Genomic DNA, 23,408 nt, shown 5'->3' with positions numbered 1-23,408 from the left:
GGTTATGACTGTAAGAGTTCGTACACCGTTCGAGGTCACGTGGTCCGTCTGGCGCGCGATGTTTTTGCGCGAGGCGCTCGATCGTCTGTTCGAAGCGCGCGCGGCGTGGATGTGGCTGCTGGTCGAACCGATCGCCTATATCGCGTTGCATGCGTTCGGCCTGGAGACATTCCGCATTAATCAGGTGGGCGGAATGGCGATCAATATGTGGATCATCGCCGGGTTTATCGGCTTTCTGCTCTGGCGCCGGACGTGGACTCAGGTGTTGCACGGAATCGATTGCAACAAGGCTTTTTTTGCCTACCGGCAGGTCAAGCCTTTTGATGCCGCGATCGTACGGGCCACCCTGGAATTGCTCCTGATGGTACCGATCTCGGTGGTCATCATTGCGCTTGCGCTCGGGTTCGGTCACGGCATGACGCTCAGTATTCAGAACCCTGTCTGGTTGCCGCAGGATCCGCTGCTCGTGATCGTGAGTTTGCTGGGCCTGTGGTTGTTGGGGCTGGGGTTGGGTCTGGTGACGTCGGTCGTCATGAGCTTCGTGCGCGAAATCGATCACGTCTTCAAGATCATTTATCTGCCGCTGTATTACATCTCGGGGGCGTTGCTGCCGCTGTCGTTATACGTGCCGACGCCTTATCAGCGCCTCGTTGCATTGAACCCGGTTGTCGACGGTCTGGAAATGGTGAGGCTGGGCTTTTGGCCCGAATACCACGCTCTCAGAGGCGTCAGTCTTGGATATCTGTATGCGTGGGCACTCGGCCTGTTGCTGCTTGGGCTGATGCTCTACAAGCGTTTTTCCCGAAAACTGGTGATGCGGTGATATTGATCGAGAACGTCTACAAGCGTTATGCGACCGAGCACGGTGCCGGGCGCTGGGTGCTGCGCGGCATCGACATGGTTATTCCGCCCAGGCAGAGCGTCGCGCTGATCGGCAGGAACGGGGCCGGCAAATCCACGCTGCTGCGGATTATCGGCGGCATCGATTTCGCGACCAAAGGGCGCGTGGAACGCCGTTGCAAGGTGTCCTGGCCGATGGGGAACGGCGGCCTCGAAGGCACGCTGACAGGACGGCAAAACGCCAAATTCGTTTGCCGTGTGCATGGTCACCAGGACGAACTCGCCGACCGTCTCGCCTTCATTCAGGATTTCGCCGAATTGGGAAATTCCTTCGACGCGCCCGTGCGAACGTATTCGTCGGGGATGCGATCGCGTCTGCAATTCGCGCTGTCGTTGGCCTTCAATTTCGATGTCTATATCTCGGATGAAGTAACCTCGGCGGGCGACGCCAAATTCAGAAAAAAAGCCGCCGATGCATTCAAGAGCATGGCGAGTCAAGCGAGCGTCATCATGGTGTCCCATGACGAGGCGACGCTCAAACAGTTTTGTCAGTCGGGTATCTGGATCAACGATGGGCAGGCCCATTGGTTCGACGACCTCGACGAAGCATTGAAAGCCTATAAGGACAATCTTTTAGTATGAGCGATGCATCGGTAACTAACGCAGGTCTGGCGAACCGCGTGGCGGGCTTTTATGGAAAGTGGAAAAAAGAACTGCTTTCGATCAGGATCTTTCGCCTCATCGTTCGGCTGATCGTCGTCTTCGCGATTCTGTCCGTACCGTACTGGCTGTTCTTTGCTTCCGACCGTTACGTGTCGGATGCGGTCGTCGTTCTGCAGAGAACGGACCAGGTGAGCGGTCCGAGTGTGGGCGTGCCCGCGGGCCTTGCGAGTATCGCGGGAGTGGGCAACCCCAATAGCAGCGATCAGCTTCTGCTGAGCGAATATCTGCTGTCGGCCGATATGCTCAACAAACTCGATGCCGCTTTCGATCTGCGCTCCCATTACAGCAATTGGCACAGAGATCCCATCTCGCGCATGTGGCTCAGGAATGCGCCGTTCGAGTGGTTTTACAGCTACTGGCTGTCTCGCGTCGACGTTAGCTACGACGATTACAACGGCGTGCTGGATATCAAGGTTCAGGCCTACGACCCCAAAACCGCGCGGGCGATCGTGGATTTCATGATTCGCGAGGGCGAAGCGCATATGAACCTGATCGGCCATCAGCTTGCGCAATCGCAGGTCGATTTCCTGACGAAGCAGGTGACGTACGCGCACGACCGCCTTCTGGACTCGACGAAAAACCTGCTCGACTTTCAGAATCGACAGGGTCTGGTTGCGCCGCAAGCCACCGCCGAAAGCCTGAATGCACTGATCGACAAGCTCGAAGCACAGAAAACGGACGTTCAAACGCAGCTCGCATCCTTGCCCGCGACGCTGAATAAGGATCAGCCCACCATCGTGATGCTCAGAAAGAATCTGAGCGCGCTGGAGGCGCAGATTGTGCAGAAGCGGGCCGAACTGGCTTCGCCGTCGAGAAAAACGCTCAACTACACCGTCGAGGAATTTCAGCGTCTGCAAATGCAGGTCAGCTTTGCGCAGGATCTGTACAAGACGGCACTCTCGGCATTGGAGCAGGGCCGGATGAACGCTGCACGCATGCTCAAGATGGTGTCGATTCTGCAAGCGCCAACTACGCCGAGCTATCCGATGGAGCCGACTCGTTTCTACAACGTGTTGGTGACCTTGCTGATCGCGCTTGCGTTGATTGGCGTAGTGAAATTGCTGGAAGGGATCATCCTGGATCACGTGGATTGAGATTGCGTACTCAACCCTGTCGGAGGCAGCGAATCTCGATGGAAGCGGCAAGTCCGCCCAGCGTATTCGCGACATTGTGGTGAATGCATGTTAAATAGAATTTCAATCATTGGTCTCGGCTATATCGGCTTGCCGACTGCCACGCTGTTCGCGTCGCGCAAACTGCGTGTGATCGGGGTGGATGTATCGCAGCATGTCGTCGATACGATCAATCGGGGCAATATTCACATCGTCGAACCCGAGCTCGACATTCTTGTTCAGGCGGCAGTGGGCGCCGGTTATCTGCGCGCGACGATGCAGCCCGAGCCCGCCGATGCTTTCGTCATTGCAGTGCCGACGCCCTTGACCGAAGAGCAGAAGCCCGATGTGGGCTGCATCGAGGCTGCGGCGAAATCGATCGCGCCTGTGTTGACCAAGGGCAATCTGGTCATTCTGGAATCGACCTCACCGGTTGGCACGACGGAGAAACTCGCGCAATGGCTGGCCGAACTCCGGCCGGATCTCACGTTCCCGCAGCAGGCCGGAAACGAATCCGATATCCGCATTGCCTACTGCCCCGAACGCGTGCTGCCTGGTCGCATCGTGCATGAGCTGGTGGCGAACGATCGCGTGATCGGCGGGATGACGCAGAAGTGTTCGGCTGCAGCCGTGGCGCTTTATAAATCGTTCGTGCAGGGCGAATGCGTGGTCACGCAGGTGCGCGCGGCGGAAATGTGCAAGCTGGCCGAGAACAGTTTTCGCGACGTCAATATTGGCTTTGCCAATGAACTGTCGATGATCTGCGACGAGCAGGGTATCGACGTCTGGGAACTGATTCGCCTCGCGAACCGGCACCCGCGCGTGAACATTCTGCAACCGGGTTGTGGAGTGGGAGGACATTGCATTGCCGTCGACCCGTGGTTCATCGTGCATAGCGCACCGGAGAAGACGAAGCTGATCCGTGCCGCACGTGAAGTCAATGATGCGAAGCCAGCCTGGGTCGTGCAGAAAGTCGAGCAGGCGATTACCCGGCTGACCAGAATGGGCATCGCATTCGAAGAGATTCGCATCGCCTGTCTGGGCATCACCTATAAGGCGAATATCGACGACCTGCGTGAAAGTCCCGCACTGCAAATCGTTCGTGTACTGGCCAGACGCTACGAGCAGAAGGTGGCGGTCGTCGAGCCGAATCTTTCGCAACTGCCCGATGACCTGATTGGCGCGCGGCCACAACTATTAACGGTGGACGAGGCGATTGCCGATGCGCACATACTCGTTTTGCTCGTCGATCATGTTGAATTCAAAGAAGTGAAACCCGAGCTCAATAGCAGGCAAGTTCTTATCGATACCCGAGGCATCTGGAAATAAACCCAATGACGACAAACCAGAACAATCAGGCCGGTCTTGAGTCCCACCTCAAAGAAATGGGTGAGGAGAACAACCAGTTGCTTCTTGAACTCCATCGAGTCCAGGAAGAACTGGAGCAGTACTACCTGCGTAACGAAGAGCTCGAAAACGCCGGACGTTCGGCTTCGCCTGGTGACATTGCACTGGCGAAGGGTTGGGTGGATGACGAATTGCCTGATGTTCTCGCTGAAAGCCACCGCTTCCAGGCCTTGGTGGAAACGCAAAAGAAAATCTACCAGCTCGAAGCGCAAAACTCGCTGACGGCCAAACTGGGAAATATCCTGATCCGGAGCGTGGATTCGCCGGGTTCCCTACTGTCGGTGCCCGGCAAGCTGGGAAAAATCTGGTGGACATCGAGCCGGCAGACGCCTCCCAGGTTGCTGGGCGGAAAAGGTTTCGACAAGGTCATCGCGGCGTACAACGAAGGTGGGCTCGACGCCGTCGAGAAGTTGCTGGTGGGCGTTGTCGTTTCTCCGGCTATGCGCGCGAATGCCTACACGGCCTTGGCGAGGCATCTGGCGAGCAGCGATCGCGTCAAGGCGGCCGAGGCGGCACGGCGTGCGCACGCGCTCGATCCGAAGCCATACCGGCTGAAATGGCTCGCCTTCAAGCTGCATGACGCCGGCGATGTTGTGGAGGCGGAGGCGATGCTGGACATTTTGCCGCCAGATACCTCATTCAGCGATTCCGAGGCTCGCCAGGCTGGCCGCCTGCGTTATGAGGCCAAGAACGCCCGTCAGCGTGACGCGAAGCAGAAAACGGGATTCTCCGAGAGCCGCGCCGCGATGGCGACGAAACTGACCAACCTGGAGAAAGCGCGAGATGCTCAGGCGAAGCTGGCAGCGGAACGCGCGCGTGAGATCGACGGGTTGAAGAAGGTGCGGGCGAAGCTGGAAGCCGAGAAGTCGACACTGGCAAGGTGGCAGGCCGACACGGTGAGGCTGGCGGAAGAGCGCGCGCGGAAAATCGACGAGTTGAAACAGACGCAGGCGCGGCTGGAAGCCGAGAAGTCGGTATTGGCGGCGCGCCAGGCCGGCACGGCGAGTCTGGCCGACGAGCGCGCGCAGGAGATCGACGGGTTGAAGCAGGCGCTGGCGTGGTTGGACGCCGAGAAGTCTGCATTGGCGGAGCGTCTCGCCGAGACGGTGGATCTGGCGGACGAGCGTGCGCAGGAGATCGATGGGTTGAAGCACGCGCAGGCGCAACTGGAGGTCGAGAAGTCGGCATTGTCGGAGCAGCAGGTCGAGACGGAGAAGCTGGCCGAGGAGCGCGCGCAGGCGATCGACGGGTTGAAGCAGGCGCAGGCGCGGCTGGAAACCGAGAACTCGGCATTGGCGGCGCGCCAGGCCGACACGGCAAAGCTGGCAGACGAGCGCGCGAGAGAGATCGATGCGTTGAAGCAGATGCAGGCGAAGCTGGAGACCGACAAGTCGGCGTTGGCAGGATGGCAAGCCGACACGGCGAAACTGGCCGAGGAGCGCGTGCGGGAGATCGGCGCGTTGAAGCAGGTGCAGGGGAAGCTGGAGGCCGAGAAGTCGGCGCTGGCGGAACGTCAGGCTGAAACGGCGAAGCTGGCGGAAGAGCGCGCGAAAGAGATCGACGGATTGAAGCAGGCGCAGGCGAAGCTGGAGACCGAGAAGTCGGCATTGGCGGGGCGCCAGGCCGAAGCGGCGAAGCTGGCGGAAGAGCGTGCACGGAAAATCGATGAGTTGAAAGAGGCGCAGGCGAAACTGGATGCCGAGAAGTCGGCATTGGCGGGGCGCCAGGCCGAAGCGGCGAAGCTGGCGGAAGAGCGTGCACGGAAAATCGACGAGTTGAAGCAGGCGCAAACGAAGCTGGAGAACGAGAAGTCTGCGCTGGCGGCGCGCCAGGCCGACACGACGAAACTGGCCGAGGAGCACGCGAAAGAGATCGACGGGGTGAAGCAGGCGCACGCAAAGCTGGATGCCGAGAAATCGGCATTGGCGGGGCGCCAGGCCGAAGCGGCGAAGCTGGCGGAAGAGCGTGCACGGAAAATCGAAGAGCTGAAGCAGGCGCACGCGACGCTGGAGACCGAGAAGTCGGCATTGGCGGGACGCCAGGCCGAAGCGACGAAGCTGGCGGAAGAGCGTGCGCGGAAAATCGACGAGTTGAAGCAGACGCAGACGAAGCTGGAGACCGAGAAGTCGGCATTGGCGGGACGCCAGGCTGAAGCGGCGAAGCTGGCGGAAGAGCGCGCGCGGAAAATCGACGAGTTGAAGCAGACGCAGACGAAGCTGGAAGCCGAGAAGACGGCACTGAGAACCAGAAACCAGATTTCTGCAAGAAAAAATAAAGGCGATGATGATATCGATGATTTGATCGTCGACCTGGAAATGTTTTTCACCGGGAAGGCGATTGTTTACGTCGACGTTGGAGCGTATGTCGGCGGCGTCTTCCTGAAGATCAAGCGGATGGCGAAAAAATTCCGCATTCACGAAGCGCATTTGTTCGAGCCGAATCCCGTGAGCTACGAACAGTTGCTCACCAACCTGGCCGGCTCAAGCGGTTCGGTTGTGCACACCTACAACCTGGCGGTAAGCGAGTCGAACGAGGCGAACCAGCTAGTCAAAGCGGGGAGCATGACGAAGGCGCTGTCGAATGACGTTCAAATCAAGAATGGTCCCAGCGATATTTTCGTCGTGGATTGCGTCGGTCTCGATGCTCAAAAGTCGATTTTTACAGACGGCAAGATCAATCTGCTCAAGATCGACGTCGAGGGCAAGGAACTGGATGTACTCGCCAGCGCCCGTCAGCTACTGGCTACCCAGAGTGTCGACATTTTGTACATCGAGGTCGGCTTCAACGTCTCGGGAACGCAGCAAACCTATTTTGCCGAAATCGACCGCCTCCTCCAGTCATTCGGTTATCGCGTGTTGCGGATTTATGAACAGAAGGAAGAGTGGATGAGCGACTCGCCGCTGTTGCGTCGAGCCAATATCGCCTATATGAGCGAAAAGTTCGCTAATGCTCATCCGCTTACGCTGATGCGGGAATTGCAGGACCTGAAGGCGCGGCTAAACGAGCTGATGGCCAGCGACTCAAAAGATAAGAAATGAGGTGTTCGATGTTTGATGAAAAATCGTCAATGAAACTGGCTAATCAGTATTATGTGAATGGCCAATACAATAAAGCGCTGGAAAAATATTTTGAATTTAATGTGAGATATCCGCGCCTGTCTCACATAACCACATTGAATATTTCAATGTGCAAGAAGAAATTGAATATTCTGAAAGGGGGCGCTGCCGACCAGAAGCGCCCACGCATTAGCGTCATCGTGCCGTGCCACAACGTGGAAGCGTACATAGAAAAATGCGTGTCGAGCATTGGCAGCCAAACCCTCAAGGATATCGAGATTATATTGGTCGACGACGGTTCGACTGATAACACACGGAATATGCTTGAAGGTTTTGCGAAGGATGACAAAAGAATCATCGTTATATCAAATAGCAAAGCCAGTGGAAATTCCGGAACACCCAGGAATCAGGCCTTGGCTCGCGCTACTGGCGAGTACATCGCATTCGTGGATGCGGACGACTGGATTGACGAGGGAATGCTGAATTCTCTCTACCTGAAAGCCCAGAATGAAAATGCAGATATCGCAAGCTGCAACGGATTCATCCGCGAAAAATCAGATGGAACCGCGGAGATCGTTGAGACGAAATATAACGAGTCGACATGTCGGACCCAGGAGGACAGGAATAATTTATTCCTGAGTGCGCATTTTCCAATAGTCTGGTTCAGAATTTATAAAAGAGAATTTGTTGTAAAAAACAAAATAAGATTTGCGGAAACCCGCACATCCGCGGATGTGCCGTTTGCATTCAAGGCGCTTATGTCTGCCAATAAGGTGGTCAGCGTTGACGGGAAGTTCTATCACTATCTGTTCGATCGGCCCGGCTCGACCATTGATCGGCGAAAGGGCGAGGGGGCATTTGATCTGTTCAGGTCTTATGAAACTATCATGTCCGGCCTGACGGAAGCGGGTGCGCTGCATCAGTATTTCCAGTATGTGATTAAAAAGATACTGGGTGATTTTGAATATAACAGTAGATTTCTTCGCGATGATCTGAAGGACAGATTTAAGCTGTGCATGGCAGGGTTTATTGGAAAATATCATGTTGCTGATTTGAGCAAGGAGATGGTTGGCGAATATTGGCTTAAAAGGCATAACGACCATATTCGAACTTATGAGCAACAGATCGAGGCTTCGAAGCAGGAGCTCGCGACGGTATTGAATGGCGGAGGTCGCGCGGATATATCTGTAATCGTGCCGGCACATAATGTTGAAGGAAGCATCGATAAATGCCTGAAAAGTATTGCCGATCAGACGAATAAAAACATTGAGATTATTGTCATAAATGACGGATCGGAAGATGGAACCTCGGGTTTCATAAATAGATTCGCTTGTGCTGATAATCGAGTCGTCGTTATCGACTGTAATAGGTCGAGCGGTGCGCCTGGCGTGGCACGTAATATCGGCCTGGCAAAGGCGACCGGGAAGTATATCGGCTTTGTTGATTCGGACGATTGGGTCGAAGAGAAAATGTTCGATTCGTTATTTGCCGCGGCGAAAGAATTCGATCTGGACATCGTATCGTCGTCACATTTCACCCGGCACGAAGATGGGAATGTCAGGGTTTTTGGCATCAATTACAAGCAATTCAACGACGAGAAAGATCGGCTCGCCTCTCTGGAAAGCGGGTTCTTTTCCAATATCTGGAACAGAATTTATAGGGCCAGTCTTATCAAGGGCTGCGGAATTTTTTTTCCGAGCGTGTATGTGGCTGAAGATCTGTGTTTTTCCACCGCGGCACATCTGCTTAGCAGCAAGACCGGCGTGGTAAATGGAGCTTTTTATCACTACATCTACAACAGGCCGAATTCGACCACACATATAAGAACCGGTACGCGTGGTTTTGATATTATTCATTGCCTGGATAAGATGCTTGATTATTTTTCGAGCTACGGTTTTAGTGATGGCGAAATCAAAAAGATATTTGTCAATAAAATCAGATCGTTATGGTACACTCATGATCGACTTGATGAGAATTTGCGGGGAGAGTTTCTCGATCAGATGAAAAATAAGCTTATCGAGTTCGGTCGGCATATTGATTTCGCCTTATTTCCTGTTCGCGATCAGGCCCGTATTAGAGGGTTGCTGGAAGGATAATTTTTTAAATTATTTTTGTCATAAAAAATTAATTTGATCAGATCAGGTGAGTCACTGGTTTGCCGGTGGACTTGCCTGGATTCGATCGTTGCAGCCGGCAACGGGAATTAGTGAGATAGGTCGGGAACAGGAACGAGGTTCGGGCAGTTCGCAAGTTCGACGCGTGGCAGCGGATTTTGCGGGAGATTACTTCTGGAAATGGGCTCCATTGTCTTGGCGATGGAGCTCAATAAGCGGTTGGTTCATGGCCGATCCCGGTGTGGCGAGAAGGAAAGGTGACGTTCCCCACAATTGATGGGCGCATCTTCGAAAGTGTTTGCAACTTCGGGGTATCGGCTTTGTCGGTGATATTTGATATCAGAGTGACGATGAGATGAACAATTTTTCTTCAGGATCCTATTGGTCGGACCGTTCTGACCTGCTGTATTACCGCTATGTCGACTATATGATCAGAACGATAGGGCGCGATGCAAGTTCCCTGTTGGATGTTGGTTCTGGTAATTGTCCGTATCTGGAATGGTTTGACTGGATTCCCGGTCGTTACTCGATTGATCTGGAGAAACCTTATCAATCTGAGGATGTTGTGGGCATCAAAGGAAATATTTTTGATGTTCAACTGACAATGCACTTTGATGTATTAACCTGTCTGCAGGTCCTGGAGCATGTTCCTGACGCAGGTTCTTTTGCTCAAAGGCTTTTGCAGATGGCCAATACTTTGGTTGTGTCCGTTCCTTACAAATGGCCAAAGGGAAAAGATAAAGACCATGTTCATGATCCCGTCGATGAGACCAAGCTTGAAAAATGGTTCGGAAGAAAGCCGAACTATTCGATAGTAGTTCGCGAACCATTTTTATGGGTCTGTCATGAGCGCATTATTTGTATCTATGACAGTGATCCTGAAAAAAAATACGGAGTGAGTGACCGTTTCGAGAGAATAATGCGCATCGCTCAATAAAAAGTATTTTATTGAAATATTTTAAGAATTTTTGAAAATGAGATGTCGGAGTAAAACTCCGGAAGCTGCGATTAATTTTTGAATTGATTTTCTCTCGCAATAAGGAATTTGATGGGTATCCGTAAAGTTGCTGTAGCCTTTATGCTGTTCATGACGAGCTTTGGGGCTTTTGCCGAGATGTCTCCATCCATGGCTGTTGCGGATATGAAAGGCGTCAATATGCCGGGATGGGGCGAACTAATGTCTCAGCCCTATTTCTTTGAGAAAGAACTCCCATTTCTGCGTTCTGCTGGTTTGAACCACATTCGGATTCCTGTCAGCGAACACTGCGTATTCGATCAGCAGCCGTCTAATGACTGCAGTATCGAACGACTGAAGTCGTTCCTTGCTGCTCTTGATAAAAATGGATTTTCGGCGACGGTCGACTTCCACCCGACGCACGATTTTTTTCAGGAAGATAGTGCAACCTGGCACGCGCAGTTTCGTCAAGCATGGGCCGTGCTGGGAGAACGTCTCAGGAATACCGATACGCATAAGGTCGCGTTCGAGCTTCTGAATGAGCCGCAAACAACGATGTCCGACTGGAAAGGCGTAATAGCGGGCGTAGTGGCGGACCTGCGCTCCAGGGACCGTCAACGCACCATCATTTTGGGCGTGCCTAAGTTTTATACACCGCATGACCTGATGAGCCAGACGGCGATCGACGACCCCAATGTGGTGTACGCCGTGCATTTCTACACCCCAATGATTTTTACGCATCAGGGCGCCACCTGGATACCGGGTAGTTACTACCCCGCGGTGGGCAATGTTCAGTTTCCGGTTGAATTCAATACGCCGGAGCAGAAAGCGCTGTGTTCCAACGCAAGCGATCAGGCTGTCGCTGCATGTAAGGCTTATGAGGACGCGGCAAAAGAAGGGATGGATGAAGAAAAAATCACCAAAAAATTCGGTGATCTGCAATTCTGGGCCAAGAATCAACACACCCGCGTCGTGATTAATGAGTTCGGTGCGTTGCGTTATCGTGCACCGATTGAGTCTCGCGCAGCCTATCTTGCCGCGGTGCGAAAGGCTGCTGAGGCAAAGCACATGGGATGGGTGGTGTGGGACTATTCGCAGGGCTTTGGGATTACCGAGAAAAGTGCTTGCGGGCGGCGTCCGGTTACCCCTTTGTTTAGCGCGTTGGGTCTGGATACACACGGAACAAAGACTTATCCCATGTCGTGCAATCTTCAATAATCTGAAGAAGCTTTTGAGGCGATCGTCATTGGCTCGTGAAGGTGTCAGGCGCAACCTGGCGCATACGGCGCTCAATGCGATCGCCCAACCCGGCGGTGGCTAATGGAGGAGAAGAGGCAGCGGCGACCATCGGCGTTTGTTTGCAAAAAAACGCGGGGGATCGTCTAAAGACGCTCACGGGTAGCCGCTTGTGGATACCGGGTGAAAATTCGCGGGCGAGCGGAGCAGCATACCGGATCGGATCGCAGGCCTTCCCCGACCGTGATTCGGCGACACGGCCCGAGATCGCAATCGCGACGGTAATTTTGGCCTCATACCCAGCTTATGCTGTGACGCCAAAATTATCCTCAAGCCATCTGCGCGAGTTAAAATGATTTAACCGAATAAAGGAAGTAAATGAAAATCGCAATCGCCGGTACTGGCTACGTCGGCCTTTCTCTCGCTGTTCTACTGGCTCAACACAACGAGGTCGTCGCGCTGGACATCGTCGCTGAGAAAGTGGCGATGCTTAACCGCAAGGAATCGCCGATCGAGGACGCCGAGATCGAGGACTTCCTCGCGCACAAGCCTCTCAATTTCCGCGCCACGCTCGACAGGAAAGATGCCTACGTTGGTGCCGACTATGTGATTATCGCCACGCCCACCGACTACGATCCGGAAACGAATTATTTCAACACGCGCTCGATCGAAAGCGTGGTTCGCGAGGTAAAAGAGATCAATTCGACGGCGGTCATGGTGATCAAGTCGACCATTCCGGTCGGCTATACCGAACGCACGCGTGAAGCACTCGGCACGCAAAACCTGATCTTTTCGCCGGAATTCCTGCGTGAAGGCAAGGCGCTTTACGACAACCTGTATCCGTCGCGGATTGTCGTCGGCGAGTGTTCCGAACGCGCGGAAGTCTTCGCCAATCTGCTCAAGCAGGGCGCGCTGAAACAGGACATTCCGACGCTGTTTACCGGCAGCACCGAAGCAGAAGCGATCAAGCTCTTCGCCAATACATTTCTCGCAATGCGGGTCGCGTATTTCAACGAACTCGACACCTACGCCGCGCAGCATGGCCTCGATACGCACCAGATCATTCAAGGTGTATGTCTGGACTCGCGCATCGGTTCGCATTACAACAATCCGAGCTTCGGCTACGGCGGTTATTGTCTGCCGAAAGACACCAAGCAACTCCTGGCGAATTACAGCGACGTACCGCAGAACCTGATTCACGCCATCGTCGAATCGAATGGAACGCGCAAGGACTTCATCGCCGAAAGCGTGCTGAAGCGCAAGCCGAAAGTAGTCGGTATTTACCGGTTGGTCATGAAAGCCGGTTCGGACAACTTCCGTGCGTCGAGCATTCAGGGGGTGATGAAACGCATCAAGGCGAAGGGCGTTGAAGTTATCGTCTATGAACCGGCGCTGCAGGAGTCGACGTTCTTCCATTCGTCGGTCGTGAAGGATCTGGCGGAGTTCAAGCGGACAGCGGACGTGATCGTCGCCAATCGCATGACGGACGATCTGGCCGATGTGGCGGACAAGGTGTACACACGCGATCTGTTCGGCAGCGACGCATGAATGTTTGGCAAGCGGCCCGGAGCGAGTCGACCGGTTCGCCACTTCCCCGCATTCTGTTCTTCAACGTCAATGGCTCGGGCATGGGCCATCTGAATCGTTGTCTTTCCTATGCGCGGCGGTTGCGTGACCGTGCCCGACCGGTATTCTTTTCGTTGGCGTCGGCAGTCGAACTCATCGAAGAGATGGGATTCGAGGCGGACTACTTCGTTTCGCCATACTGGTCGACGAGCTCCACGTTTGCGTGGAATAGCGAGCTGGCTGTGCGCTTCGGCATGATGCTCGAAAGCGTACGCCCTGATGTCATCGTCTTCGACGGCACGTGGCCGTTTCAAGGTTTTCTGGCGACGTGCGAAACGTTCGGTTCGCCGGCGCTCGTCTGGTCGAACCGTGGTTTGCTCAAGGAAGGGGGCAAGACGGTGACCGTGGACGAGTCGCGCTTCGATCTCGTGATTCAGCCCGGCGAATTGGGCGCGCAGGCAAGCGAGACGCCACTCGAAGGCGGCGGCAAGCGTGCGGTCGTACCACCCGTGTGCGTGCTGGATGACGATGAGCTGCTCGATCGCGCGGCAGCGCGTCAAGCATTGAATCTTCCGCAGGAAGGCCGTTTCGTTCTGTTTGCACTCGGCCCAGGAAATCTGAAAGACGTGGCAGGGATCGGGCACGGTCTGATTCGTGTTTTCGAGGCCGCTGGATTCAAGGTGGTCTGGGTGCGTGCACCCATTTCGGTGCGCGATATCGAGTTGCCGGATGGCGTGATGCCACTGACGGTCTATCCGCTCGCGCGCTATTTGCGTGCGTTCGACGCCTTTGTCGGCGCCGCCGGTTACAACACCTGCTGCGAACTCGTGCAGGCGGGCGTGCCCGCGCTACTCGTACCGAACGACCAACTCGCCGACGATCAGGTGCGCCGCGCGCATAAGGTCGCTGACGTCATGCCGGCTGTCGTGTCCGCCTGCGAAACCGACGACGAACGCAGCGCAGCGGTCGGCAAACTGCTCGACATGCTGAACGGCAATGGTGCCAAACGTGTAGGGATCCCGATGAACGGCGCGGTGCTCGCAGCCGAAAAGATCCTCGCTTTGGCGGCAGGACGGGAGCGCATGCAGTGAGCGTGATCGCGGAAACCAAAGCACTGCGACGTCGGATTCGAGCGCTCGCCGCCAAACCTGAATGGGATGTGCTTGTCCGCTACGACCTGCTTGGCAAAAAGTCGCCGTCCACCTGGCATGAGCGCGTATGGCGGCGCATTCGGCATGTACTGGCATCGGTAAATCTGATTTCGCCGCACGTCACGCCGTATCCGTGGTTGCCGACCCTCAAGCACAGACCGGTTTCTGCCGATGTAAAGACGGTGATGATCTGGGCGCTCGGCGCCGAGCGTCGCGAGTTGCGCGCGGCCTGCGAGGGGTGGTCGAAAAAGCTTCAAGGCGGCGATGATCTGGCGCCAGTACTGGTGACGGATATCGCCGATTTCGCCTTTTATTCCCGGCTGGGTTGGCTGGTGGAATATGTGCCGTCGTTGAGCAGCACGGGCCCATCGCTACAGCAGAGAAAGCAGGCCTATCTCGCGTGGCGCTATCGCAATGCAACCGTCTTGCCGTTGAGCGCTGGTTTGGCCAGCGAGGCGGAGTGGCGTGCGTTGTCGAAATTGAGTTGAGAAAGATGCAAAAGAATCGTTATGCCATGTTGACGGTCGATACCGAAGCGCTGCCGAAACGCGCGCCGCACGATCACGTCAAGCGACTCATGTGGGGCGTACACGAGCGTGGCACGGCGGGCATTCGTGAAATGGCCGGGATCGGCGACGAGTTCGGCGCGAAGCACGTCTATTTCGTCGATCAATGCGGCGCGTGGTCGTATCTGGAAGAAACGCGTGAAGTCGTGCGATGGCTCGATTCCGTCGGTCAGGACGTGCAATTGCACACACACCCGGAATATCTGCCCGACTCGTTCTGGGCCGAACATGGACTCCCGCGCCGTCCGCAGTATATGAACCAATATACCGACGATGCACGTGCCGAGTTCGTCATTAAACATTTTGCCGAACAGATCTCGTCGCAAACCGGCAAGCCGATTCTCGCGCATCGGGCGGGCTCGTTCCGCTGGAATGCGGCTTCGATACGCGCGCTTAAGGCCGCCGGTGTGCGGGCATCGTTCAACAATTCGATGTGCGCGGTTCACGCGAAACAGGCGGTGTTCAGCGAGCCGACGAATCAGCCGTACGCGTGGTCGAACGGCGTGATCGAAGTGCCGATGACGGAAAAGAAGATCTTGCCGAAGGTGGGTAAAGAAGAATGGTGGGCGCGCCTCACCTATCCGGAGTCGCCTTACTTTCGCTTCCGTCCCTGGTGGGGAAAACTGCTGCTCGACGCGTTCAGCGGCAGCCCGACGTTTTCTATTTTCCTGCTGCATTCGTGGTCGCTGCTGTACTGGGACGAAAACGGCCACGCGACCTATCGCGACGATCAGCGAGTGGAAGGGTATCGCAAGCTCCTGCGTCGTTTGACCAAAGATTACGACGTGATCACGACCGCTGAATTTCTCGATCTGCACTCGCGCGGCAAGATCAGCGTGTCGCACACCGTCGATCTCGCACAAGCCGAACTCAAGAAACAGGGAACCGCGCGGACATGAGCAGGCCATTCGATTCTCTGCAAACGTTCGTTAGCGAGCCGTATCTGGGCTTGAGCCGATGGCTGACGGTCCGCACGCTGGATCGCAAGGCGCAACGACGTGCGGCCACCGCGCCATACGATGCCGATGCCGATGCCGGTGGGCTTCTGTATGTGGCGGCCAGCGCATTGCCGTATCACACGAGCGGCTACACGACGCGCACGCACGAGGTCATTCGGGCGATGGCGTCGGCGGGCGGCCGCGTGCATGCGCTGACCCGGCCCGGTTATCCATTCGACCGGATCGACCGCTTGCACGACGCGTTGAATGAAGAGACCCAGGTCGGCGAAGTCCGTTATCTGCATGCGGCAGGGCCGGCCAATAATCGCCCGGTGCTGCTGTATGCGATGCAGGCGGCGCGGGTCGTCGCGCAGTGGGCAAAGAAGCAGCGCGTGTCCGTTATTCATGCCGCGTCGAATCATGTGAACGCGTTACCGGCATTGCTGGCGGCTCGCCAATTGGGCATTCCGTTTCAGTACGAAATGCGCGGGCTGTGGGAGCTCACGCGGATTTCGCGCACGCCGCACTACGAAGGTCGCCAGGGCTTCAGGCAAGGCCTCGAACTCGAAGGGCTCGTTGCGCGGCACGCGGATCGCGTGTTCGTGATTTCGGAGCAATTGGGGCGCTTCGCACGTGCACGTTGGGGAATCGACAAGGAGCGCATGTTTCTGCTGCCCAATTGCGTCGAACCCGAGCGCTTCGCGTCGTTCGCGTCGCAGGAAATAGAGCATGACACGATCGGCTATGCCGGCTCGTTGATGGCCTATGAGGGACTCGACACGCTGATCGACGCGGTGGCGCAACTGCGCGCACGCGGCGTGCGGATTTCGGTCAGTCTGATTGGCGATGGTGAAGCGCGTGTGTCGCTCGAATCGCAGGTGCAGCGGCTCGGCCTGTCGGAACAGATCCGCTTTCTGGGCCGCATGGCGCCGCAGAAGGCACAGGAAGCGCTGAGTCGCTGCGCGCTGGTCTGTATTCCACGCAAGCCTTTCAAGGTCTGCGAGATCGTGCCGCCGATCAAACTCGTCGAGGCAATGGCCATGGGCAAGCCGGTCATCGTGCCGGATCTGCCGGTGTTTCGCGACGAAATGGGCGAGCGGCCCGCAGGCTGGTTTTTCAAGGCCGGCGATCCGACCGCGCTGGCGCGCGTGATCGAAACGGCAATGAGTGACCGCGCGGCGCTTGCCGCGATGGGCGAATGGGCAAAAGAATACGCGACCACACAGCGGTGCTGGCGCGACTTTGTTATCGAAGCACTACCGAAAAGTGCGGGGTAAGGGGAATGGTCGGCAGGGTTATTAGAAAACTGGGTTCGATCGTCTACGATCACCCGACGGTCGCCGAGGATGCGACGCGGCAGGGGCGCTTCGGCCATCTGAAGATCGCGCTCGTCACGGATTACTTCACCGCCGACTGTCTGTCCGCGGAATGCCGGATTCGCGTCATGACGCCGAAGAATTACCGCGACGTGATCAGTCATTGGCAACCGGATCTGGTACTGGTCGAATCGGCTTTTCACGGCGTGGACGGCAGTTGGCGTTACGAACTCGCCAAGCAGCCGAAATTGCTGCGTCTGACGAAACCCACGGCGATTTTCCGTCTGGTCGATTTCGCGAGGCAGGCGGGTGTTCCCACCGTGTTCTGGAACAAGGACGACGGTCCGTTCTTCGATGCGTTCATCGACGTCGCGAAGGCGTTCGACTACGTGTTCACGACCGATGAGGAATGCCTCGAACGCTATCGTCAGCAGGTGCCGGCGCATGTGCCCGTCAATGCGCTGATCATGCCGTTTCAACCGGCGTTTCATAGCTTCACGGGTTTCAATTTCACCCGCAATGAAGTCTGTTTCACCGGCAGCTACTACCGGCGCATCCTGAACGAGCGGCGTCGGTTTCTCGACATGGTTTTCGAAATCTGCGAGCAGAGCGAGATGCCGATCAACGTGTTCGATCGCAATCACGACCGGCTGTCGCGCCACCTCGAGTTCCGTTTTCCGAAGACGGCGCAGATGCGTTTGCACGGGAAGGTGGCGCATCGCGAGACCGCCAATGTCTACAAGTCGCACGCGGTATCGGTCAACGTCAACTCGGTGACGAGCTCGGAAACGATGTTCTCCCGGCGCCTGCTGGAAATTCTCGCGTGCGGTGGGATTGCGGTCACGAATCCGAGTCGGGCGGTCGACCGCCATTTTCGCGACTTCTGCCACGTCGTGAATACATACGAAGAGACGCGCGAACTATTCGCGCGTTTGCGCCATGGTCCCTCGCAGGAAGATCTGGATCGCGCCGAAGCCGGTGCGAACTACGTGCGACAGCATCACACCTGGGCACACCGGTTAGAGGAAATCTGCACCGTCGTGAAACTGTGAGGAACTGATCACGATGCTTGCGTTGCTTTCCTGGATTTGCCAGGCCGTATTTCTGGTCGTGGTCGTCTATTTTGCGGTGTACGTGCTGCTTGAGCTGCGCGTATTCCTGATTTCGCAAAAGGTCGAACGACAGAAGTTGACGGAACTCGTGCAGTCGGCGCTTAAACAGAACGCCGACAGCGAGGCGGAGAACTGGCCGCCGGTGAGCGTGTTATTGCCGGTCCGCAACGAATCCGAGGTGGTGGAGCGGCTGATCGATGCGGTGTGCCGCTTGCACTATCCGGGCGAATTGCTCGAAATTCTGGTGCTCGATGATTCGTCGGATGGCACGACCGCGCTCGCACGGGGACGCGTGGATTGGCATGCCGCGCAGGGCGTCGACATTCGTCTCGTCAAGCGCTCCGATCGGAAGGGTTATAAAGCCGGTAACCTGGTCAACGGCATTCAGCAATCGCGTGGCCAATTCTTTGCGATCTTCGACGCGGATTTCGTGCCGCCCACTGATTTCCTGCTCAAAACGATTCCATGTTTCAAGGACCCCAATCTGGGCTTTTTGCAAACGGGCATTGGTTACGAAAATCGCGACGTGTCGTTTCTTACCCGTTTCCAGGCAATGGAAATGGGACATCAGCAATACGTGACGGTGGGGCTGAGCGAAGACGGCGACATGGCGTCGCTCAGCGGAAGTTCGTGTGTTTGGCGCAGGGCTTGTGTGGATGCCTTGGGCGGCTGGAATGCGTCGACGGTGACCGAAGACGTCGACCTCGGGTATCGCGCCCAATTCGGCGAGTGGAAATACGCGTATCTGCGCGATGTCGTGTCGATGTCGACGCTGCCGGAGACCATCAGTGCCTACCGTATTCAGCGCGAGCGCTGGGGAAGAGGGCTGATCCACAGCGGTTTCAAGCATTTCAGGCAAATGCTCTCGCAGCGCATGCCGTTAATGAAACGGATGCACGCGATCTCGGTGATGTTCTCGTCGGTACTGCTGGCGTCGATTTATGTGTTGACCCTGCTGAGTCTGCCGCTGACTTATCTGATGCATTTCGATGGCGCCGGCATGCGGTGGGGCGCTCTCGCATTTTTTGGGCTGGTTGTGTTGTGGGGACTGGAAAATGCGTTCGGGGCACGCCGAGGCGCGCGTTTCAACAAGAAGCCTAACGTGTTGGGCGACCTGTGGGATACGTATCGCTATATCGCCATGTTCCTGCCGATGGCCTGGTATTACTTTGCCGGCGGCATGCGTGCGCTATTTGGCGTTCACGGTGATTTTCATCGCACGCCCAAAGGTAAGGATGGCTACAGGTTGGCCGTGCCGCGCATCAACTCCGTGTTGCTCGCGGGTGAGATTTTTACGTTCTTCTACGCGCTGACTGCAGTCGGGGTGGCGTGGCGAAGCGCGAACTACTTTTTGACTCCTCTCGACGTGACCGCGTGCGTCGGCTTCGGTATGGCGCTGTACTGGTCGTGGCAGGAGCGACACGCACATCGACGCAAGCAGCAAGACGATTGAACATGTCCATTAATCTAACGTTTCGACCGGCGCGTGCAAGCGATGCCGCCGCCTGCGCGCCGCTCGTCTTCGAGTCGGGTGAGCACGAGTTCGAGTTTTTTCTCGGCGTTCCGGCAGCGCGATGCATCCCGTTTCTCGAGTACTCGTTTGCGCTTTCGGCTGGACGGTTTTCGTGGCGTCGACATGAAGTCGCCGTCGATGCGCAGGGCAAGATCGTAGCGGTACTCGCGGCGCACGATGGTCGTCGCATTCTTGCCGACGACGCGCATATCGTCTGGACGCTCTCGCGTCACTTCGGTGTGCTCCGCACGGTACCGATGCTGCTGCGCGGCCTCGTGCTCGAAACGGAATTGCCCAAACCGAAGCGCGCGCAAACGCTCATCGCGCACTGTGCGACAAACGAAGAAGCACGCGGTACGGGAATTTTCAGCGCGCTATTCCAGCACGCTTTGCGCAGCGACGTCGCAGATCAGCGGGGGCTCGACGCGAGCGGGCGTGAAATCGTGCTCGATGTGCTCGTGAGCAACGAGCGCGCTGCGTCGCTTTATCGACGGCTGGGGTTCGTCGAATTGCCGAGGCGCAAACCGCGTTCGTCGCGCCTGCCGGCGCCATTGGAATCGGTGCGTATGCGCTTCGACGCGCGTAAATAGTTTTAATAGTTTTAGCAGATTCGGCTCGCGAGGCCATCACGCCTCGCGAGCCACGGCATCAATTACTGAATCCCAAACAGGACTTTCGGTGCGGTCTGTACCCGGCTTGTTTCCGTGATGATGGAGAGGCACTGCAATGCCTTCGGGATATTCAAATGCCCGTATCTGGCGACGAGACGCGCGCTGGCTTCTTCCATCGGAATCCGCGATTGCGCGGGTGAAGAACGCGTACCCGAGTCATTGTGCGAGTGAAGCACTCTTACCCAGTAGGCCTTGTCGCGAATGTTCACGACCCGTGTGTCCGGTATGTGATTGTGCACGGGCAGATCGAAAACGTACTCCTGCGACGTGGCGTTGCAGAAAACACCCAGACCGATTGCGATCTTCGGATAGTCGACGTCGCTGACCAGGTATTCGTTGTCCGTCACGCGTTGCAGATATTGCCCCAGATCGAAGGATAGGACCTGACCTTCTTCGCATGATGGCCAGACTTCGGCAACCGCGTCGACAAAGTCGGGGTTCAGTACGTCGTCATCGTCGATACGGAAATTGAAGCCGCATTTCCCTTCTGCTTTTTCGGCCAGCAGCGAGCGCGTCTCGTTGCGTACCACGTCGTTGAAACTCTCATCGGGTTCTACCGCGACGAGTCGCAACCATGAACGATGCCTGTTCTCGAGAGCGTGCAGGTTTTCACGAATCGGACCGGTTAGCGTGGACGAATAAGCCAGCAGATGGAAAAAATTCTCGTGCCGTTCAGCTGCCGTAATGAGGCTCGGTAGCGCAAAGTGATTGAACAGCGTCCATCGGCTCGCCAGTCTTTCCGGCTGATAGACGGCGAGCTGGCGTTTCAACAGATCCTGCTGATCTTTCAGTGCCGATGAGCCAATGATCGACAGCGGATCAACGGAAAACCGGGTGACACCAATCACTATGGGTTTAAGCATTCTATTTATGGTCTGAGCTTTTGCTGAGACATCGAGAAGATCTTGAAGCGGAAAATCTGTGGGCAACCATGCGTCTGACTTCACGCATCGCAATGCATCGCACACCGGCAGAATGTTATTGCGTTCCGCGGCATACGGGATGATTGCTTCCAGCTGGCACTGGCATGCAGCCATATGCGAGAAGATCCTGGGCCGTTTGATTTTAGGCCACGATTATACGGTCGCCGCCGACATCCGGATTCATATCTTCCGAAGGAGCGCATGAACGCGCGATGCGGCCCGATGGTCCCCACCTGGGCCACATGGACGACCGCGCCGTCGTTCACGACGGCGCGATGTCTCGTGCTTACAGCGGCACGATATGCCCGGGCTGCGGATAGCAGATCGGCGTATGCACCGGCAGGCAGCCGAGATGCACCGGCGGGTAGGGGTTGTAGTGCGGCGGCTTGCAAACCGGCGACGGTTCGTGATGGCAAGGGTACGGCTCTTCGCGCCTGAAACACGCGCTGCCGCCACGTACGGATTGCGCGTCGGCGCGCTCGAGGTCGTCGCAATGCGACAGGTCGCTGAAAACGAGGCTGGTCATGATGGATCTCCGGCAAGGGTGGAAGGGCGACGAACGCGCTAATCGCGCGCGTTCGTGCGTTCCAGTTGCACGCACCATGCCATGCGCCGGGCCGGGTGGCCGGCTATCCGCGAGAGCGCCGCGTGTGGCGGAGATCGGGTAATGATCGACGGCATCGGCAAACGTGGCAGGTGAACGCCGTCGACCAACCTGCGAGTCGCCGGTGTCGTCGAACCGCCAACACTTCGCGGCATCGGCAGACCAGGCGAATCGTCGAGTCAGCGCATCAGCGCTTCGCCCATCCCGCCAGCAAACCCGGCAACTCCGCCATGTCATGGAACACATGCACAACGCCCGCGCCATGCAGCGCGGTTGCGCTGCTATGCCCGAGTTGCGACGGGCAGTAACCGAACACCGTCGCGCCGGCCGCGACGCCAGCGGTCGCGCCAGTAACCGTATCTTCGATCACCGCGCAACGCGTCGGCTCGACACCGAGGCCGGCGGCAGCGGCGAGGTACACGTCGGGAAACGGCTTGCTGCGCGGCATTTCGTGGCCGCTGAAAATGCGGCCTTCGAAACAGTCGAGAATGCCGGCCTTCGCGAGCTGCAATTCGACCTTCACGCGGTCCGCGCCCGAGGCAACCGCGATGCGTCCGTTCAGCGTGCGCTGCAATGCGCGCACCGCGTCGGCCGCGCCGTCGATCGCCTGCAGTTCGTTATCGAGCGCCGTGTTGCGCCGCGCGCGAAATTGCGTGAGCCATTCGGGCGTGAGTGCGAAGCCGGTGCGGGCTTCGATGAGCGGCGCTTCGTCCTTGACCATCTTGCCGACGAAAATACGCATCGTCTCTTCGACGCTCAGATGCCAGCCCAGCTCGCCGAGCATCTCGGTGAGCACGCGGTTCGTGATGGGTTCGGAGTCGACAAGCACACCGTCGCAATCGAAAAGTACGGCGTCGAAGGGGAAATTGGCCATCGGGCAAGGTAGAGATAAAGGTCGTGGAACCGGCAAGGATACCGCACCGGCCTCCGTGTCGCGCCCGCCACAATTGTTCTTCCAATCTTTTTCTCCCACGCGCCGACGGATTTCTGCCGCTGGTCCGTTCAAGAAGAAACGGCGTCATTCAGCGCCCGGACTCCTTTCGATCCTCAACGGAGAAATTGCCATGGCCACGAGCCGCACGATTCGTCTGCTGGGTTCCACGTTCGCTGCCGCGCTTTGCTGCGCGGCCACGTTGACGACCACACCCGCGTCCGCCGAAGTGATCATCGCGCCGATGGCGCCCCCGCCGCCCCGCGTCGAAGTGATGCCGGCGCCGCGCGAGGGCTATGTGTGGGATCAGGGGCGCTGGCGCTGGGATCACGGCCGCTACGTGTGGACACCGGGCCACTGGCAGCCGGTGCGCGCCGGCTATCGCTGGGTGCCGGGGCATTGGGCGCAGCGCGGGCCGCATTGGCGCTGGATCGAAGGTCATTGGGCCTGAGTACGAACACGCAGCGCACGTCGCGTGACAGCGGTGTGATCCCGTCCCGCGCCGCGCGCCCGAACACGCGTTCGACACACACCTGAGCAGGTGTGCGGGCTCGCGCGGCGTCGATCTTCCACCGAATTCCACCGAAGCAGGTAGGCGATGAAAACCCTCATGACGATTCTGCTGGCGACTTTGCTCGCCGGCTGTGTGGTGTATCCGGCGCGGCCCGCTTATT

20 protein-coding genes are annotated in these 23,408 nt (G+C 57.0%); 17 read left to right on the top strand and 3 right to left on the bottom strand.

Going from position 1 to position 23,408, the window contains the following annotated elements; genetic code table 11:
* Nucleotides 1-4: 4 nt before the first annotated feature.
* The 16 genes from HHL14_RS26325 (at nucleotide 5) to HHL14_RS26250 (ending at nucleotide 20,195) form a co-directional block, all read left to right on the top strand.
* Nucleotides 5-823 (top strand): ABC transporter permease, encoded by an 819-nt coding sequence (locus HHL14_RS26325; protein ID WP_169500515.1) that lies wholly within the window; start codon nucleotides 5-7, stop codon nucleotides 821-823.
* The gene (locus HHL14_RS26320; RefSeq protein ID WP_169500514.1) at nucleotides 820-1,482 is read left to right on the top strand and encodes an ABC transporter ATP-binding protein; all 663 of its coding nucleotides are present in this window, start codon (nucleotides 820-822) and stop codon (nucleotides 1,480-1,482) included. Before HHL14_RS26325 ends, HHL14_RS26320 begins: the two co-directional genes overlap by 4 nt.
* Complete coding sequence (locus HHL14_RS26315; RefSeq protein ID WP_169500513.1) at nucleotides 1,479-2,657, top strand: chain-length determining protein; 1,179 nt, start codon at nucleotides 1,479-1,481, stop codon at nucleotides 2,655-2,657. Before HHL14_RS26320 ends, HHL14_RS26315 begins: the two co-directional genes overlap by 4 nt.
* Nucleotides 2,658-2,744: 87 nt before the next feature.
* Nucleotides 2,745-4,004 (top strand): UDP-N-acetyl-D-mannosamine dehydrogenase, encoded by a 1,260-nt coding sequence (gene wecC, locus HHL14_RS26310; RefSeq protein WP_169500512.1) that lies wholly within the window; start codon nucleotides 2,745-2,747, stop codon nucleotides 4,002-4,004.
* A 5-nt stretch (nucleotides 4,005-4,009) separates the two neighbouring features.
* On the top strand, nucleotides 4,010-7,120 hold the full coding sequence (locus tag HHL14_RS26305) for an FkbM family methyltransferase (RefSeq protein WP_169500511.1): 3,111 nt from the start codon (nucleotides 4,010-4,012) through the stop codon (nucleotides 7,118-7,120).
* A gap of 8 nt (nucleotides 7,121-7,128) precedes the next feature.
* Nucleotides 7,129-9,234 carry a glycosyltransferase family 2 protein gene (locus HHL14_RS26300; RefSeq protein WP_169500510.1) on the top strand — a complete coding sequence of 702 codons (2,106 nt, stop codon included), beginning with the start codon at nucleotides 7,129-7,131 and terminating at the stop codon, nucleotides 9,232-9,234.
* A 373-nt stretch (nucleotides 9,235-9,607) separates the two neighbouring features.
* The gene (locus HHL14_RS26295) at nucleotides 9,608-10,189 is read left to right on the top strand and encodes a class I SAM-dependent methyltransferase (protein ID WP_169500509.1); all 582 of its coding nucleotides are present in this window, start codon (nucleotides 9,608-9,610) and stop codon (nucleotides 10,187-10,189) included.
* 111 nt (nucleotides 10,190-10,300) lie between these two features.
* A complete protein-coding gene (locus tag HHL14_RS26290) occupies nucleotides 10,301-11,425 on the top strand; it encodes a glycoside hydrolase family 5 protein (protein WP_169500508.1) in 1,125 nt (374 codons plus the stop codon).
* Between the two features lie 396 nt (nucleotides 11,426-11,821).
* Complete coding sequence (locus HHL14_RS26285; RefSeq protein ID WP_169500507.1) at nucleotides 11,822-12,991, top strand: nucleotide sugar dehydrogenase; 1,170 nt, start codon at nucleotides 11,822-11,824, stop codon at nucleotides 12,989-12,991.
* A gap of 260 nt (nucleotides 12,992-13,251) precedes the next feature.
* Nucleotides 13,252-14,100, top strand: a complete 849-nt coding sequence (locus HHL14_RS33850; RefSeq protein WP_206002520.1) for a glycosyltransferase — start codon at nucleotides 13,252-13,254, stop codon at nucleotides 14,098-14,100.
* Nucleotides 14,097-14,648 carry a hypothetical protein gene (locus tag HHL14_RS26275; RefSeq protein WP_169500505.1) on the top strand — a complete coding sequence of 184 codons (552 nt, stop codon included), beginning with the start codon at nucleotides 14,097-14,099 and terminating at the stop codon, nucleotides 14,646-14,648. The genes HHL14_RS33850 and HHL14_RS26275 overlap by 4 nt, the downstream gene beginning before the upstream one ends.
* A 5-nt stretch (nucleotides 14,649-14,653) precedes the next feature.
* Nucleotides 14,654-15,625: a polysaccharide deacetylase family protein gene (locus HHL14_RS26270; protein ID WP_230413204.1), complete on the top strand. Its 972-nt coding sequence runs from the start codon at nucleotides 14,654-14,656 to the stop codon at nucleotides 15,623-15,625.
* Entirely contained in the window at nucleotides 15,622-16,941 is a 1,320-nt protein-coding gene (locus HHL14_RS26265) for a glycosyltransferase family 4 protein (protein WP_169500504.1), read from the top strand. Before HHL14_RS26270 ends, HHL14_RS26265 begins: the two co-directional genes overlap by 4 nt.
* A 5-nt stretch (nucleotides 16,942-16,946) precedes the next feature.
* The gene (locus HHL14_RS26260; protein WP_169500503.1) at nucleotides 16,947-18,032 is read left to right on the top strand and encodes a CgeB family protein; all 1,086 of its coding nucleotides are present in this window, start codon (nucleotides 16,947-16,949) and stop codon (nucleotides 18,030-18,032) included.
* A gap of 13 nt (nucleotides 18,033-18,045) precedes the next feature.
* A complete protein-coding gene (locus HHL14_RS26255; protein WP_169500502.1) occupies nucleotides 18,046-19,545 on the top strand; it encodes a glycosyltransferase in 1,500 nt (499 codons plus the stop codon).
* Between the two features lie 2 nt (nucleotides 19,546-19,547).
* On the top strand, nucleotides 19,548-20,195 hold the full coding sequence (locus tag HHL14_RS26250; protein WP_169500536.1) for a GNAT family N-acetyltransferase: 648 nt from the start codon (nucleotides 19,548-19,550) through the stop codon (nucleotides 20,193-20,195).
* 62 nt (nucleotides 20,196-20,257) lie between these two features.
* Here HHL14_RS26250 and HHL14_RS26245 read toward each other — a convergent pair whose 3' ends face one another.
* The 3 genes from HHL14_RS26245 to HHL14_RS26235 form a co-directional block, all read right to left on the bottom strand.
* A complete protein-coding gene (locus tag HHL14_RS26245; RefSeq protein ID WP_169500501.1) occupies nucleotides 20,258-21,313 on the bottom strand; it encodes a glycosyltransferase in 1,056 nt (351 codons plus the stop codon).
* A gap of 172 nt (nucleotides 21,314-21,485) precedes the next feature.
* Nucleotides 21,486-21,725 carry a hypothetical protein gene (locus HHL14_RS26240; RefSeq protein ID WP_169500500.1) on the bottom strand — a complete coding sequence of 80 codons (240 nt, stop codon included), beginning with the start codon at nucleotides 21,723-21,725 and terminating at the stop codon, nucleotides 21,486-21,488.
* Between the two features lie 265 nt (nucleotides 21,726-21,990).
* The gene (locus HHL14_RS26235) at nucleotides 21,991-22,677 is read right to left on the bottom strand and encodes an HAD family hydrolase (RefSeq protein WP_169500499.1); all 687 of its coding nucleotides are present in this window, start codon (nucleotides 22,675-22,677) and stop codon (nucleotides 21,991-21,993) included.
* A 190-nt stretch (nucleotides 22,678-22,867) separates the two neighbouring features.
* Here HHL14_RS26235 and HHL14_RS26230 point away from each other — a divergent pair, with 190 nt between their 5' ends.
* Complete coding sequence (locus HHL14_RS26230; protein ID WP_169500498.1) at nucleotides 22,868-23,185, top strand: YXWGXW repeat-containing protein; 318 nt, start codon at nucleotides 22,868-22,870, stop codon at nucleotides 23,183-23,185.
* The last annotated feature ends 223 nt before the right edge of the window (nucleotides 23,186-23,408 follow it).

Source organism: Paraburkholderia antibiotica (genome assembly GCF_012927125.1).
Taxonomy (GTDB): Bacteria; Pseudomonadota; Gammaproteobacteria; order Burkholderiales; family Burkholderiaceae; genus Paraburkholderia; species Paraburkholderia antibiotica.
The sequence above is the reverse complement of the archived record's forward strand: the minus strand, read 5'-3'. Positions and strand labels throughout refer to the sequence as shown.